Origin of the sequence: Salinicola aestuarinus, from assembly GCF_003206645.1 — a bacterium.
GTDB classification, from domain to species: domain Bacteria; phylum Pseudomonadota; class Gammaproteobacteria; order Pseudomonadales; family Halomonadaceae; genus Salinicola; species Salinicola aestuarinus.
The window spans coordinates 1-13,054 of record NZ_PZJP01000004.1 but is presented as its reverse complement, the minus strand read 5'-3'; the positions used below and the strand labels follow the sequence as shown (position 1 = coordinate 13,054).

The following is a 13,054-nucleotide window of genomic DNA, read 5'->3' as shown; positions in this document are numbered from 1 at the left end:
GGGCTTTATGCGTAAGCCAGAACTCGCTACGGCCATCGCCGAGCGTGCGGATCTTTCGAAAGACAAAGCCAGCCAGGTGCTCAACGTCATTCTCGACGAGATCACCGGGACGGTCGCCAAGGGTGACGACGTGACGCTGATCGGCTTCGGCTCGTTCACCGTTCGCGAGCGCGCGGCGCGTACCGGCAAGAACCCCCAGACCGGCAAGCCGCTGGACATCCCCGCCAGCAAGACCGTGGCGTTCAAGCCCGGCAAATCGCTCAAGGACTCTCTCGGCAGCAAGTAACGCCGCCCGCGAGCGAAACGTCACTCATCACCGAGTGCAACGATGACCGATCCGCCCGTCGGGTCGGCATTTCTGTCATCGGGCTTCGAACCCCTCCTCCATGCGGGGCGGTGTTCGCGCCCTACGACACTGGCGGAAGGCGCTCGATGCCGAGAGCCCGCCGCGTACGAGAGGCAGTCATGAAGCTCAAATTGATGCTGTGGTGGCTCGGCGTGATGCTCAAGCGAGCCCGTGCCCGCAAGGCCGAATTCCGCGATACCCTGGCGCGTCTCGAGCGCTTCGACTGGGGAGTGGCCACCGAGGATCTGGCCGTCGCCCGTCACTATCGGATGCGCCCCCAGACGATCGAGAGCCATCCCGGCCTGCCGGTGGATCTGGCCCTCGAGCTGCGCTTTCGCGATGCCGAGAGTGCCACGCAGTTTCTGCGCAAGCCCTCTCAACGCGCTTTTCGCAACGGACTCTTCGACGGCCGGCTGCGTCTGGTCGGCGACTCCCGCGATCTCGAACGGCTGCAGAGCCTGCTGAAGCATCTCTGAGCCGCGTCAGTCTGATGGCCGGTGCGAGGTGACTACGTCAGCACCGGCAGATCGAATACCAGCACTTCGGCATTCTCGCCGCTTTCCAGCGTCACCCCAGACTCACCCGTCAGCATCAAGGCATCGCCGGGTGCCAGCCGCTCGCCATTGACCGTTAGCGACCCTTGCGCCACGTGCACGTAGGCTTGCCGCCCCGTCTCCAGCCCAAGTTCCGCCCGCTCCGCTGCGTCGAACAATCCCGCATGGATGAACGCGTCCTGCGCCAGACTCAGCGAGCCGTCGCGTCCGTCCGGCGAGAGAATCAGGCAGAGCCGACCGCGTTTGTCGACATCACGAAAATCCTTCTCCGCGTAGCGGGGTTCGAGATCGCGTGCCCACGGGAATAGCCAGATCTGCAGAAAGTGGACCGGCGCATCCGCCGAGTGGTTGAACTCGCTGTGCTCCACGCCCTTTCCGGTGGTCATGATCTGGACTCGACCCGGGCCGATCGCGGACCCGTTGCCCAGGGTGTCGCGGTGGGCGAGCTCGCCGCTCAGCACGTAGGAGAAGATCTCCATGTCGCGATGGCTATGCCTGCCGAAGCCCTCACCCGGTGCCACCCGGTCTTCGTTGATCACCCGCAGCACGCTGAAATGGACGTGTGCCGGGTCGTGATACCCGGCAAACGAGAACGAGTGATAGCTCTTGAGCCAGCCGTGATCGGCATAGCCGCGTTCGTTGCCGCGTCGAATCGTCTGCATTCTCTCTCTCCTGTCAGGGCTGTCAGGAGGCCCCTCATGCGGGGCCGATGAGCGCAGTTTAGCGGCAATGGAATCGAACAAAAGCGGTTAAAACCGCACTCACCCGTGTAAAAAAACGAACGATCATCCCTGCCGGCGGGCCTGGGCGATCGCGCCTGCCAGCGACGTCGTCAGCTCAAGCGCCCCCTCCACGCCGGACTCGACGAGCCGTTCGACCAGCGCGCTCCCGACGACGACAGCATCGGCGACCCGGGCAACAGCGGCGGCGCTCTCGGCATCGCGAACGCCGAAGCCGACGGCGATCGGTAGGGGCGTCTGCTGCTTGAGCTGGGCCAGGGCGTCACCCAGCGGCCCCTCGAGGTCGAGGCTCTGACTCCCCGTCACGCCGTTGAAGGCGATGCGATAGACGAAGCCGTCTCCCTGGGCGAGCAGCGCCGGCAGCCGCTCCGCCGGGGTGGTCGGTGCCACCAGTGGAATCCGAGAAAGCCCCAGGTCCCGCGCCTTGGCGGTGAGCGTGGCCGCGTGTTCCGGCGGCAGGTCGACCAGGATCAGGCCGTCCACGCCGGCGGCGCTGGCGGCTTCGAGAAACCGCGTCTCGCCGAAGCGCTGGATCGGATTGAGATAGCCCATGAGGACGATGGGGGTGTCGTCGTCCTGCTGACGAAAGTCGCGGACCTGATCGAGGGTGCCAGCCAGCGTCTGGCCGTTCGCCAGGGCCCGCTGACCGGCGCGCTGAATCGCCACGCCGTCGGCCATCGGATCGCTGAACGGCATGCCAAGCTCGATGACATCGGCCCCGGCGGCCGGCAGGCGCGCCATCAACTCCCGGCTGGCCAGCGGGTCGGGATCGCCGGCCATGACGTAGGTGACCAGCGCCGCGCGGTTGGCCTCATGCAGTGCCGCAAAGCGTCGTGCCAGACGGGAATCGCGAGTCGAACGGGCGCCGGGGGCTTCAGTGGCGAGCGTGTCGGCACGTGAACGCTCGGCGAACGAGTGGGACGAATCAGGCGCGCTCATGCGGCAGTCTCCTCTGACGTGGGATGCTCGGGCATCAGGTGGCGGGTGATGGTGGTCATGTCCTTGTCGCCGCGACCGCTGAGGCAGACCACGATGATCTGGTCAGCGGGCTGTGTCGCCGCCAGGCGGCCGGCTTCGTGCAGCGCGTGCGCCGACTCCAGTGCCGGCAGGATGCCCTCCAGTTGGCAGCAGAGTGAGACCGCCGCCAGCGCCTCGTCGTCGGTCACCGCGACGTAGCTGGCCCGCCCGCTGTCGTGCAGGTAGGCGTGTTCCGGCCCGACGCCGGGATAGTCGAGCCCGGCGGAGATCGAGTGCGCATCCTGTATCTGGCCGTCGTCACTCTGCAGCAGATAGGTGCGGTTACCGTGAAGAATGCCGGGCGTGCCGCCGTTGAGGCTGGCGGCGTGGCGGCCGCTCTCGAGACCGTCTCCCGCGGCCTCCGTCCCCACCAGCGAGACCGTCGCATCGTCGAGAAAGGCGTGAAACATCCCCATGGCATTGGAGCCACCCCCGACACAGGCGATCAGCGTGTCCGGCAACCGGGCGTGGCGCGTCAGCATCTGCTCGCGGGTCTCGCGGCCGATCACCGACTGGAAGTCGCGCACCATGCGCGGGTAGGGCGCCGGGCCGGCAACGGTGCCGATGATGTAGAAGGTGTCGTCGACGTTGGCGACCCAGTCGCGTAGCGCCTCGTTCATGGCGTCCTTGAGCGTCGCGGTGCCGTTGTGCACGGGAACGATCTCGGCACCGAGTAGGCGCATGCGCTGAACGTTGGGCTGCTGACGCTCGATATCGGTCGCGCCCATGTAGACCACGCAGGTCAGACCGAGTCGCGCGGCGACCGTTGCCACCGCGACCCCATGCATGCCGGCGCCGGTTTCGGCGATCAGCCGGCGGCGGCCCATGCGCAGCGCCAGCAGCGCCTGGCCGAGGGCGTTGTTGATCTTGTGCGCACCGGTGTGAGTGAGGTCTTCGCGCTTGAGGTAGATCTGCGCGCCGCCGAAATGCTCGGTGAGACGCTCGGCGAAGTAGAGCGGCGTCGCTCGGCCGACGTAGTCCTGCTGTAGGGCTTGAAAGCGAGCCTGGAAGTCGGGGTCGACACGCGCGGCATCGTAGGCCGCTTCGATCTCACCGATCAGCGGCATGAGTGTCTCGGCCACGTAGCGCCCGCCATAGCGCGGTCCGGGCTCACCGTCACGGGCGTCGCCGAAGAAACCGTTGGCGTCGGGAAAGTCGGTCATCGTTTGGCTCCTGGTCAGCGCGAGCGCCGAAGGGTCCGGCGGCGCGTTTCGATGGATCCAGACTAGGCCGCGCGCGGGACGGAGAAAATCGATAAACTTTCCGTAACGTGTGAGAAAAGATCACAGATCAGGAGGGCGCCATGACCCCGCTGCCATCTCTCAACGCGCTGCGCGCGTTCGAGGCGACCGCTCGTCTGGGTAGCGTCAGCGCTGCCGCCGAGGAGCTTAACGTCACTCACGGTGCGGTAAGCCGTCAGCTTCGTACGCTGGAACATCACTTCGGTGTCGCGCTGTTCGACAAGCTCGGGCGCGGGTTGGTACCGACCGCTCACGGTCGTGCGCTACAACCCGAGGTGAGTGAGGGATTCTCACATCTCGCCGCGGGGTGTGCGGCGCTGAGCCGACACCTCGATGAGGCGCCGTTTACCCTCGCCTGCCCCGGCAGCCTGCTCGCGCGCTGGCTGATTCCGCGTCTCGACCGACTCAACGCCGAGCTGCCCGACCTTCGCCTGCGGGTGGTCTCGAGCGAGAACGAGCTCGACCCGCGCCGCGAGGATGTCGATGCCACACTGCGCTTCGCGGCGCCGCCGTGGCCGGATGACATGCCGGTGTTCGAGCTGCTGCCCGAGCGGATTGTCGCGGTGGCGACGCCGGGCCGGTGGACACCGGCGTCCCGTGGCTCGCCCACCGCCATGCTTGAGTCGCTCACCCTGCTGGAGACGGCGTCGCGGCGGCAGGCGTGGCCGGCGTGGGCCGCTGCGATGGGGGTCGATGAGGCAACGCTGGCCGCGGCCCGCGCCGGCGGGCGCAGCTTCGAGCATCTCTACTATCTGCTGGAGGCGGCACTGGCGGGGCTGGGGGTCGCCATCGCCCCCGAACTGCTGGTGGCCGCCGAGCGCGAACAGGGCCGGCTGGAGGCGCCGTGGCCGGCGATCGAGACCGGTGGCGCGCTGGGGCTGTGGCTATCGCCGCGGATCGATCCGCGTCGCGGGGAACGCCTCGCCGCCTGGCTGCGTCGCGAGCTGGGATAAAACCGTCGCGCCGTGGATCAGGCCTGAGTCTTCTTCTGGGCCTGTTCGCGGACCTGCATGCGCTCCATGGCGCGGCGGTAGGAGCCGTTGCGCACTGCCCACCGCACGACCGGCGACAGCGCGCGCACGCCGCTGCGCACGCCGCTGCGCACGGCCTGACGCTCCGCGCTGGACATCTCCAGGCTCAGCAGGGTTGCCGCCCACGGTGGCAGCAGGTCGATCCCCGCCCGCATGAAGAGCTTGCCCACCGGGCGCACGACCGGGCTTGGCGGCAGTGCGTCGAGCAGCACCTCGATCACGTCTCGGGTGCGCGCATCGCAGACCAGATAGCGCCGCTGGCGTTCCAGGTAGGCGTCGATCGCCGCGCGACTGCTGGGCACGTTCGTCGCGCCGAGCGCTTCGGCGACGCGGGCGGTTTCGGCGAAGTAGCGATCCTGATCGGCGAGGCTCAGATGGGGGTTGCGGTAGCGCTGGTGCGCGGCGAGAAAGCGGCTCATCTCGGCGACGTGCACCCACACCAGTAGCGCCGGATCGTTGGCAGCGTAGGCTCGGCCGTCGGCGGTGACGCCGTGCACGCCGTCATGCACCCGACGCACCCGCTCGAGAATCTGCTCGGCGTCGTCGCGGGCGCCAAAGGTGGTCACGGCGATGAATTGGCTGGTCCGGCGTAGCCGGCCGATCATGTCCTGACGAAAGTTGGAGTGATCCCACACCCCGGCGAGCGCCAGCGGATGAAGCATCTGCAGCAGTAGCGCGCTGATGCCGCCGCACATCATCGGCGTGAACTCGCCGTGCACTCTCCACGCCACCGTGTCGGGACCGAAGAGTCCCGGGTCGCCCCTGGGTTCGGTGTAGTCCACGCCGCCGAGGGTGCGTCCGGTGAGATGGGCAATACGATTCTCGATGGCCTGGCGCACTGAACTCGGCGTCATGATGTGGCGGGGCCTCCGTGGGTAGCGTCGTCTTCGGCGCTTTCGCCGGTCGATTCATCGTCCGTTTCAGCGGGCGTCGCCTCGGACGCCTTCTCCGCCGCCTGGCCGGCAACCGGCACGCCATCGCGGATAGCGCGTGAGAAAGCGCGGGAGCCGTCCTCATACGGGATGGCTTGGGCGCGGGCATTGATATGGCCGCGCTGGCGCAGCGTCTCCAGTGACACCCCCGACGCCAGCCCGCCGACATCGTGCACGTAGGCCGGTAGATACCCCGAAAGAATCAAACGCACGTCCCGTGGCAGGCCGTCGACGATCCGGTCGACCATGTCGAAGACGAGGGTCGTGCAGTTGCTGGTCAGGGTGTTGTAGAACGCCGGTTCCCGCCTGAGCTTCCTTGCCTCGTCGAGATAGGCGAGAAAGAGCTCGCGACGGGCGTCGGGCGCGAGCGCTACGCTGTAAAGATAGACGTCCTCGCCTCGGACGTTGCTGCGAAGGCGCAGGATATCGTTTTCGTCGGCGGCGATCAGGTTCAGTTCGAACTGCTTGAAGACGCCGCCGACGATGGAGAACGCCTCGTCGCGCTCGCGGCGAATCTCGACCGAAAAGGTGAGGTAGCGGCCGTCCGCGAAGCCGAAGCTCACCAGCGTGTGAGCGATTGCCGGGCCCATCCAGTAGGAGACGATCATGTCGACGCTTGCAAGCGTTGTGAGATCGTAACTCCGGGTCTCCCAATGTGGCGTGGCCTCGCTCGGCGAGTGCCACTCGAAGTCGCGTACATTGTGCAGCGTTACCCGATCACCAACCCGCTCGACGGCGAGCTGGCGCGCCACATCCGGCGCCCAGTCGCGGTCACTGCGTGGCGCCAGGCTCTGCCACCAGAGCACCAGTGCCACGAGGCTCGCGGTAAACAGCAGGCGAATCACCCGCGCGCGCCGCCGTGGATGCCATCGCGGTGCCACCAGGGCGGCGAGCCCCAATGCGATCCAGACGACGAGCGTGGCGTCGACCTGCCAGCGTGGCCCCGGCAGCTCGAGAAAGAGCGCGACGCTACCCCAGACCACTGCCAGCAGCAGGAAGAGGGCGCGTAGCCCATGGGCGAGAAAACGCCCGCCGCGGCGCCAGCGGGATGAAGTCGCGGTGTCGGTCATCGGCAAGGCGTGGATGTCATGGCTGGGCGGGTTCCGGCGTGGCGAGGTCGACGAGGGTGGCGAAGTCGACGGTGGTGGTGAAGTCGACGATGGTGGTGAAGTCGACGATGGTGCCGCAGTCGCTGCGTGCCGACCAGTCATTGCCAGTGGCGAACGGGTCGTCTCGCCTGCAGCCGTCGATAGATGCAGCGCTATCGCGGGCCGCCGCGGCGGTGCCACGTGGGTAAGCCTGATAGAATTCCGCGACAGTTAACGCGCCGTGCCACCGTCGATGGCGGTCGTCAGTCGCTCCGTCATCAGGCGACGAGTTCAAGGAGATCCGACATTTCCGAGCCGCTTTCCCACTCCCTGCGCCGCCTCTGGACGCTCGACAAGTTCGCCTACAGCTTCCGCGTCTTTCTCGCCTTCAGCGGCGCTATCGCCCTGAGCTGGTCACTGGATCAGATCGCACTGGCGATCCCGCTGTTTCTCGGCATCATCGCCAGCGCCCTGGCCGAGACCGACGACAGCTGGGAGGGTCGAGTCCGGGCGCTGCTGGTGACGCTGCTCTGTTTTCTCGTTGCCTCCGCCTCGGTGGAGCTGCTCTTCCCCTGGCCATGGCTCTTCGCCCCGGGGCTTGCGATTTCCGCCTTCCTTTTCATCATGCTGGGGGCGGTCGAGCAGCGCTACGCGACCATCGCCTCGGCGACGCTGATTCTCTCGGTCTACTCGATGATCAACATCGAGCAGCACGGTGGCGCCAGCGGTGAGCACTTCTGGCGACAGCCGCTGCTGCTGGTCGGCGGTGCCGCCTGGTACGGGGTGATTTCGGTGATCTGGTGCGCGCTCTTCTCGCGCCAGCCGGTCAAGCAGAGCATGGCGCAGCTCTACCGCGAGCTGGGCGAGTACCTGCTCATCAAGGCGACGCTGTTCGAGCCGGTGCGCGGGCTCGATGTGGAGTCGCGACGGGTGGCGCTGGCGCGCCAGAACGGACGGGTCGTGACCGCGCTCAATCAGGCCAAGGAGATGATCTTTCGGCGCCTCGAAGGCCAGCGGGGCAACCGCAAGCTCAACCGCTACCTCCGGCTCTACTTCATCGCTCAGGACATTCACGAGCGGGTGAGCGCCTCGCACTACCCCTACTCGGCGCTGGCGGAGACGTTTTTCCATCACGACGTGCTGTTCCGCTGCCAGCGCCTGCTCGATCAGCAGGGGCGGGCGTGCAAGCGTCTCGGCAAGGCGCTGCTGCTGCGCCAGCCCTTCGATCACGATCTCAGCGAGCAGGCGCTGGAGGATCTGCGCGCCTCGCTCGTCTACCTGCGCGCCCAGCGAAACCCGGCCTGGACGCCGCTGCTGCGCTCGCTGCAGGCGCTGGCGCGGAATCTGGCGACGCTCGAGAACCAGCTCTCCAGCGCCCATAATCCGGACGCCGTGGCCGACGAGCGGGATGCCAGCCTGTTCAATCGCTCGCCCCGAAGCATCAGGGATGTCTGGGAGCGTATCCGGCTCAACCTGAACACAGGGTCGCCGACCTTCCGCCACGCCCTGCGACTGCCCACGGCGCTGCTGGTGGGCTATGGCGTGCTGCATCTGGTCCATCCGACCCAGGGCTACTGGATCCTGCTGACCACGCTCTTCGTCTGCCGGCCCAACTTCGGCGCCACGCGGCGCTTTCTGCGCCAGCGTATCCTCGGCACCGTACTGGGGCTAGTCGTCGGCTGGGCCCTGATCAGTCTGTTCGTCGACCCCCTGGTGCAGTCGTTGATCGCCATCGTCGCCGGGGTCACGTTCTTCGCCAACCGCGAGAAACACTACGTGATTGCCACCGCCGCGATCACCACACTGGTGCTGGCGAGTTTCAATCAGGTCGGTGATGGCTTCGATCTGATTCTGCCTCGATTGATCGACACCATCATCGGCTCCGTGATCTCGGGCCTCGCCGTCTTCTTCATCCTGCCGGACTGGCAGGGGCGACGGCTCAACAAGGTCGCCGCGACGGCGCTCTCCCGCAGCAGCGACTACCTGCGCGAGATCGTGCATCAATACGAAACCGGCAAGCAGGACGATCTCGCCTACCGGCTGGCGCGGCGCAACGCCCACAACGCCGACGCCGCGCTCTCCACGGTGCTCTCCAACATGCTGCAGGAACCCGGGCACTACCGTAAGCGCGACGCCGACGATGGGTTTCGCTTTCTCGTCGTCTCTCACACGCTGCTGGGCTACCTCTCTGCGCTCGGCGCGCATCGCGGGGTGGTGACGCCCAGCGACAACGACGCCGAGATCTACGCCGCCGCCCGACGTGTGGCCGAGGGCTTCGATGCCATCGCCGCCAGTCTGGCCGCGCGTCAGGCGATCCCCGACCTCAGAAACGAGCAGGCCGCGGTGACGGCAATCTTCGAGCAGGAGCCCGCCAGCGCCCAGGACGAGACCGACGACGAGCGCCGCGTGATCCAGACGCAGCTACTGCACATCAGCCGTCAGCTCGGCGCGATGCGCGAGGCGGCGGGTAAGCTGGTGACCCTGTCGCCCTCCGCGATAGAAGGCGAGCAGTCCAAGGCATGAGTTACATAACAATACGCAATTAACGATTTGTAAATGGAGTGTTTCAGGAGCATCGATTAGTCTCGTTTTTATTATTCAAGACAAGAACTTTTAAGATGCTCTTTGCTCCATGTCCGCGTTACTGACGTCCGATTACGTCCCGTTTACCGAAAGTCGGTATTGCAATTATCTGCTTTTGGATCCGCTGGTTCGCGACCCGCAAGGGTTGGGGGCGACGCCGGGCGCGCTCAAGCAGTGGCTCGAGCAAAAGCCACCCGTCGGCAAGCTGGTGGGTGACCGCAGCGGGGCAAGAGACGCCGACAGCGCCTTGCGCCTCATGGCGTTCGGTCATGACCCGGCGCTGGTCGAGCAGAGTCGATCCTGGGCGCAAGACCCCAGTTTCCAGCACGTTTCACTCTGCGGCTGGCTCCACAGTCCCCAGCCGTTACTGGCCGTGGCCCGCCATCTCGAGCGTGCCGTCTCCCAGCAGACTCCGGCCGGCGGGAATATCCTTCTTCGTTTTCACGATCCTCGCGTCATGAACCAGCTGCTGACGATTCTGGCGCCAGCGCAATGGAGCTTGCTCCTCGGGCCGATCAAACAGTGGATTTTCGTGGATCACAACGGGCGCTTGAAGCGTCTTCAGCATCCCGGCGTCTGGCAGCGGCGGCTCGATCTCAGCGCCGGCCAGATGGCGGCCATCTCGCGCATCGAGCGGGTCAACCTGTGCCTGGAAGCGTGGAAGCGTGAGCAACCCGGCGTCGTGCTGCCGGATGACGCCAATACGGTCATCGACCGCCATCTCGAGCGTGCCGAACGATACGGCATTCAGGATCAGGCCAGTCGGATCGCTTTCGCGCTCCAGGGCGCCTGGACGCGGCCGGCCTTTCACCGCCACCCATTGATACAGGATGCACTGCGAAAGATGTCTCACTCGCAGCGACGTTACATCACGCTGACCGACGCCCTGAGCGAGGCGGACTGGCAGAGAGTCGTCAGTAGTCCGCAGGAAGATCTCGAGGAACCCCTGACATGAGCGCCACCCATCCCGCCAATGCCAATGCCGCCGCTCGCGAGAGCAGTTGCCCGGGGACGTCGTCGGGGGACTGCCGCTACTGCCAGCGGCCGAAGGGCATTCCAATCCTGCCGGTTCGCTACAGCGTGTGCCGGATCGAGGACAATCCCAATCTGCGCGCCTTGCCCGACGATCGCGTGTCGGCGTTTACGCAGATCGGTCTCGACAAGCAGACCGTCGACGGTGTCGAGCAAACGAAGGCGCCGGTCAATCAGTACATCCTGCGCCGGCTCAGACAGGGCTATCTCTACGTTTACGACGAGGGAAATGGCGACTGGTATGGCTTCGCGGTGGCCTCCACCGGCGAACTGCAGCAGTTTCCGGTGGCGGAACCCCCGGATGAGCCGCCCGGGGATTTCGCCTGCGTGCATGAAGGCCACAGCGACAAGGCGTCCTTCTTCACGCTGACCAATGCTGAATCCGTGACTCGCGTCTTCATCGCCTACACCGAACACGCCTGGCCTCGGGCGCACCTGCGTGAGAAAGGCAACGACGCCGCCTGGCGAGAGCAGCACATGCAGTGCCTGGATGCCTCGGCCTGGGTGGCATCGCAACAGGCGCGTCACGCCTTTCCCAAGGAGGCGATAGAGCAATACCTGCCCGAGCTCGGCGAGTCCGAAGCCGTCTATCAGGCGAGTTGCCACTATAGCGGCGTCGGGTCGAGCCGCGTCGCGCAGTGTGACGGGGCACCGCAGCTGGTCAGATGCATGGTCGAGCGGACCGGCAGCCTGCCCGAGAGCGTGCCGCTCATGTTCGCTGTGAATGACGAAGCCGGCATCATCGAAGAGCTGAACGCCTACCGTCACGAACCGGCACAGCGGATGCAGGATTTTCTCGAACAGGGTGACAACGCGCGCAAGGTGCTTTGGCTCTCGGCGCGGGAGCGTCTGAAAAATGGTTTTGAAGCCAGCAACGCAGAAAGACGCCAGCAGATCGAAGAGAGCACAGCGCCACGAATCGAGCGCGAGAACGACGAAGCCCGGAGAATCACCGAAGCACGCCATCGCAATTTTCAGAGAGCCATCGATAACGCTGAATCGGAAGCAGAGCGTGCTCGCCTGCGCGAAGAGCGAGATCAGTACGATGCGCTTTATGCCGATGGCTACTCTCAGCTCAAGGGCGGTGAGTGGGAGCGACAGAATCAGCTGGCCAGGCTCGAACGACATTCGGACAAGCTGGAAGACGAGTTCGAGGGTCTTTATCGGGATGAAGCCGACGGCTTCGAAAGCGATTATGTCGACCTGAGGGACCTCTGCTCGGAGCAGACCAAACGGTTTGATGCGGACTACGCCCGCTGGGTGGATCAGCATCTCGAACGATGCGTCTCTCGCTACAGCGACAGCGACCTGCACCACGGTATCGGCGCCTCGTCGATCATCGCCGATACGCTGCAGGGCGGCATTCTGGGTGAAGACAGCCTTGCGCTATGGCGCAGACTGGTCGAGCTCGACGACAAGAATGCGCTACTGATCCGGGCGTTCGCCGCCAATTTGGCGTCTCTCGGCGAGCAACTGCTGGAAGCGATCCGCGACGTCGACACCGAGCAGGATGCGCTCGACCGCATGACGCTCGGCAACTGGTTCAGCCTCTACAACCTGGCACGCACCTCGAGCGTCAATTTCCGCGATGTCGACACCACGCGCCGCACCATGGCCAACGCGTGGAGGAACCTGCAGAACGTGGTCAGCGACGTGAGTGTCGCCCTGGGGATGCGCGACCAGGCGCTCAGTCGAGGGTCGGCACAGACTCAACCCGTGCCGATGATTCGTCTGGGGCGCTTGCTGCAGATCGGCGCCATGGGAGACCCGGACGCGCCGGACTGGAAAAGCCGTGCTTCCTATCTGGTCGAGCTGGATATCGAGGTAGGTGACTATCGCGAGATAGTGCGCTACGTCGCCGAAAACAGCGGCGAGCCGAAACTCACGAAAAACGACGCCTACCAGTTCGTCGACCCGGAGATCGACACGCCCAATCGCAGCGGTAATTTTGCCTCGGTCGCCGGAGAAGACACCGCTCGCGTCCGGATTCTCTGGCAGCTCCGTGAAACGGACCTGGACCATCTCGCGGGCTATCTGGATTGCGAGCGCGTCAGAGAAAGCGGCAGCTTCCTGCACGCGCGGGTCGAGGACGGGATGGCCCGTGAGCTAGCCCGTCAGAAGGTCAGCGCCATGAAGAGTGCCAACCCGGCACTGACCGGAATGGCGCGGCTCTTTTTGGTCATGGGCGTGATCGGGGCGCTGCGCTCGGCCAATGCCAACGACTGGCAACCGGAGAGCTGGTGGAAACTGCTCTCACCGACGTTGGCCGTCGCCAGCCTCGGTGCCGGTATGGCCTCAGGGCGCTATGAGCGCCGGGCGGCCAGGCAGGGTATCGCCGCTGCCAATCAGTCCCTGGAGACCGCCAAGCGGCTAGCGCGCTTTGGTCAGATCACCGGCGCCGTCGGTAACGTGATCGGCGTTATCGACGCCTTCAGCATGCTGGCGGATGCGGAGAAGGCCGAGCGGCAAGGCGAGCTGTCACAGTTCACG

The 13,054-nt window shown here is 65.6% G+C and carries 11 protein-coding genes; 6 read left to right on the top strand and 5 right to left on the bottom strand.

All coding sequences use genetic code 11. The annotated features are described in order from the left end of the window. Nucleotides 1-7: 7 nt before the first annotated feature. Together DOM41_RS04025 and DOM41_RS04020 are read left to right on the top strand one after the other, a co-directional pair. Nucleotides 8-286, top strand: coding sequence for an HU family DNA-binding protein (locus DOM41_RS04025; protein WP_110685567.1), 279 nt, complete (start codon nucleotides 8-10; stop codon nucleotides 284-286). A 179-nt stretch (nucleotides 287-465) separates the two neighbouring features. After that, entirely contained in the window at nucleotides 466-822 is a 357-nt protein-coding gene (locus tag DOM41_RS04020) for a hypothetical protein (protein ID WP_110685566.1), read from the top strand. A 32-nt stretch (nucleotides 823-854) separates the two neighbouring features. Here DOM41_RS04020 and DOM41_RS04015 read toward each other — a convergent pair whose 3' ends face one another. From DOM41_RS04015 to trpB, 3 genes are all read right to left on the bottom strand, one after another. Beyond that, nucleotides 855-1,562, bottom strand: a complete 708-nt coding sequence (locus DOM41_RS04015; RefSeq protein WP_110685565.1) for a pirin family protein — start codon at nucleotides 1,560-1,562, stop codon at nucleotides 855-857. 123 nt (nucleotides 1,563-1,685) lie between these two features. Beyond that, nucleotides 1,686-2,579 (bottom strand): tryptophan synthase subunit alpha, encoded by an 894-nt coding sequence (gene trpA / locus DOM41_RS04010; protein WP_110685564.1) that lies wholly within the window; start codon nucleotides 2,577-2,579, stop codon nucleotides 1,686-1,688. Then, nucleotides 2,576-3,820, bottom strand: a complete 1,245-nt coding sequence (gene trpB / locus DOM41_RS04005) for a tryptophan synthase subunit beta (RefSeq protein ID WP_223160926.1) — start codon at nucleotides 3,818-3,820, stop codon at nucleotides 2,576-2,578. The genes trpA and trpB overlap by 4 nt, the downstream gene beginning before the upstream one ends. 140 nt (nucleotides 3,821-3,960) lie before the next feature. On the opposite strand from trpB, the gene DOM41_RS04000 reads away from it, so the two are divergent. Continuing rightward, entirely contained in the window at nucleotides 3,961-4,851 is an 891-nt protein-coding gene (locus DOM41_RS04000) for a LysR family transcriptional regulator (RefSeq protein ID WP_110685562.1), read from the top strand. 17 nt (nucleotides 4,852-4,868) lie between these two features. Here DOM41_RS04000 and DOM41_RS03995 read toward each other — a convergent pair whose 3' ends face one another. Further along, the gene (locus DOM41_RS03995) at nucleotides 4,869-5,783 is read right to left on the bottom strand and encodes an oxygenase MpaB family protein (RefSeq protein ID WP_110685561.1); all 915 of its coding nucleotides are present in this window, start codon (nucleotides 5,781-5,783) and stop codon (nucleotides 4,869-4,871) included. Next, the gene (locus DOM41_RS03990) at nucleotides 5,780-6,931 is read right to left on the bottom strand and encodes an Lnb N-terminal periplasmic domain-containing protein (protein WP_110685560.1); all 1,152 of its coding nucleotides are present in this window, start codon (nucleotides 6,929-6,931) and stop codon (nucleotides 5,780-5,782) included. The genes DOM41_RS03995 and DOM41_RS03990 overlap by 4 nt, the downstream gene beginning before the upstream one ends. 324 nt (nucleotides 6,932-7,255) lie before the next feature. On the opposite strand from DOM41_RS03990, the gene yccS reads away from it, so the two are divergent. From yccS to DOM41_RS03975, 3 genes are all read left to right on the top strand, one after another. Beyond that, entirely contained in the window at nucleotides 7,256-9,472 is a 2,217-nt protein-coding gene (gene yccS / locus DOM41_RS03985; protein WP_245391750.1) for a YccS family putative transporter, read from the top strand. Nucleotides 9,473-9,581: 109 nt separating this feature from the next. Continuing rightward, nucleotides 9,582-10,487, top strand: coding sequence for a DUF4123 domain-containing protein (locus tag DOM41_RS03980; protein ID WP_110685558.1), 906 nt, complete (start codon nucleotides 9,582-9,584; stop codon nucleotides 10,485-10,487). Further along, nucleotides 10,484-13,054: T6SS effector BTH_I2691 family protein (locus tag DOM41_RS03975; RefSeq protein ID WP_223160925.1), on the top strand; the 2,571-nt coding region annotated here is incomplete at its 3' end. The genes DOM41_RS03980 and DOM41_RS03975, both read left to right, overlap by 4 nt.

Coding starts and splice junctions, on each gene's coding strand:
- DOM41_RS04025 (WP_110685567.1), top strand. CDS start 8: ATGCGTAAGCCAGAACTCGCTACGGCCATCGCCGAGCGTGCGGATCTT.
- DOM41_RS04020 (WP_110685566.1), top strand. CDS start 466: ATGAAGCTCAAATTGATGCTGTGGTGGCTCGGCGTGATGCTCAAGCGA.
- DOM41_RS04015 (WP_110685565.1), bottom strand. CDS start 1,562: ATGCAGACGATTCGACGCGGCAACGAACGCGGCTATGCCGATCACGGC.
- trpA (WP_110685564.1), bottom strand. CDS start 2,579: ATGAGCGCGCCTGATTCGTCCCACTCGTTCGCCGAGCGTTCACGTGCC.
- trpB (WP_223160926.1), bottom strand. CDS start 3,820: ATGACCGACTTTCCCGACGCCAACGGTTTCTTCGGCGACGCCCGTGAC.
- DOM41_RS04000 (WP_110685562.1), top strand. CDS start 3,961: ATGACCCCGCTGCCATCTCTCAACGCGCTGCGCGCGTTCGAGGCGACC.
- DOM41_RS03995 (WP_110685561.1), bottom strand. CDS start 5,783: ATGACGCCGAGTTCAGTGCGCCAGGCCATCGAGAATCGTATTGCCCAT.
- DOM41_RS03990 (WP_110685560.1), bottom strand. CDS start 6,931: ATGACCGACACCGCGACTTCATCCCGCTGGCGCCGCGGCGGGCGTTTT.
- DOM41_RS03980 (WP_110685558.1), top strand. CDS start 9,582: ATGTCCGCGTTACTGACGTCCGATTACGTCCCGTTTACCGAAAGTCGG.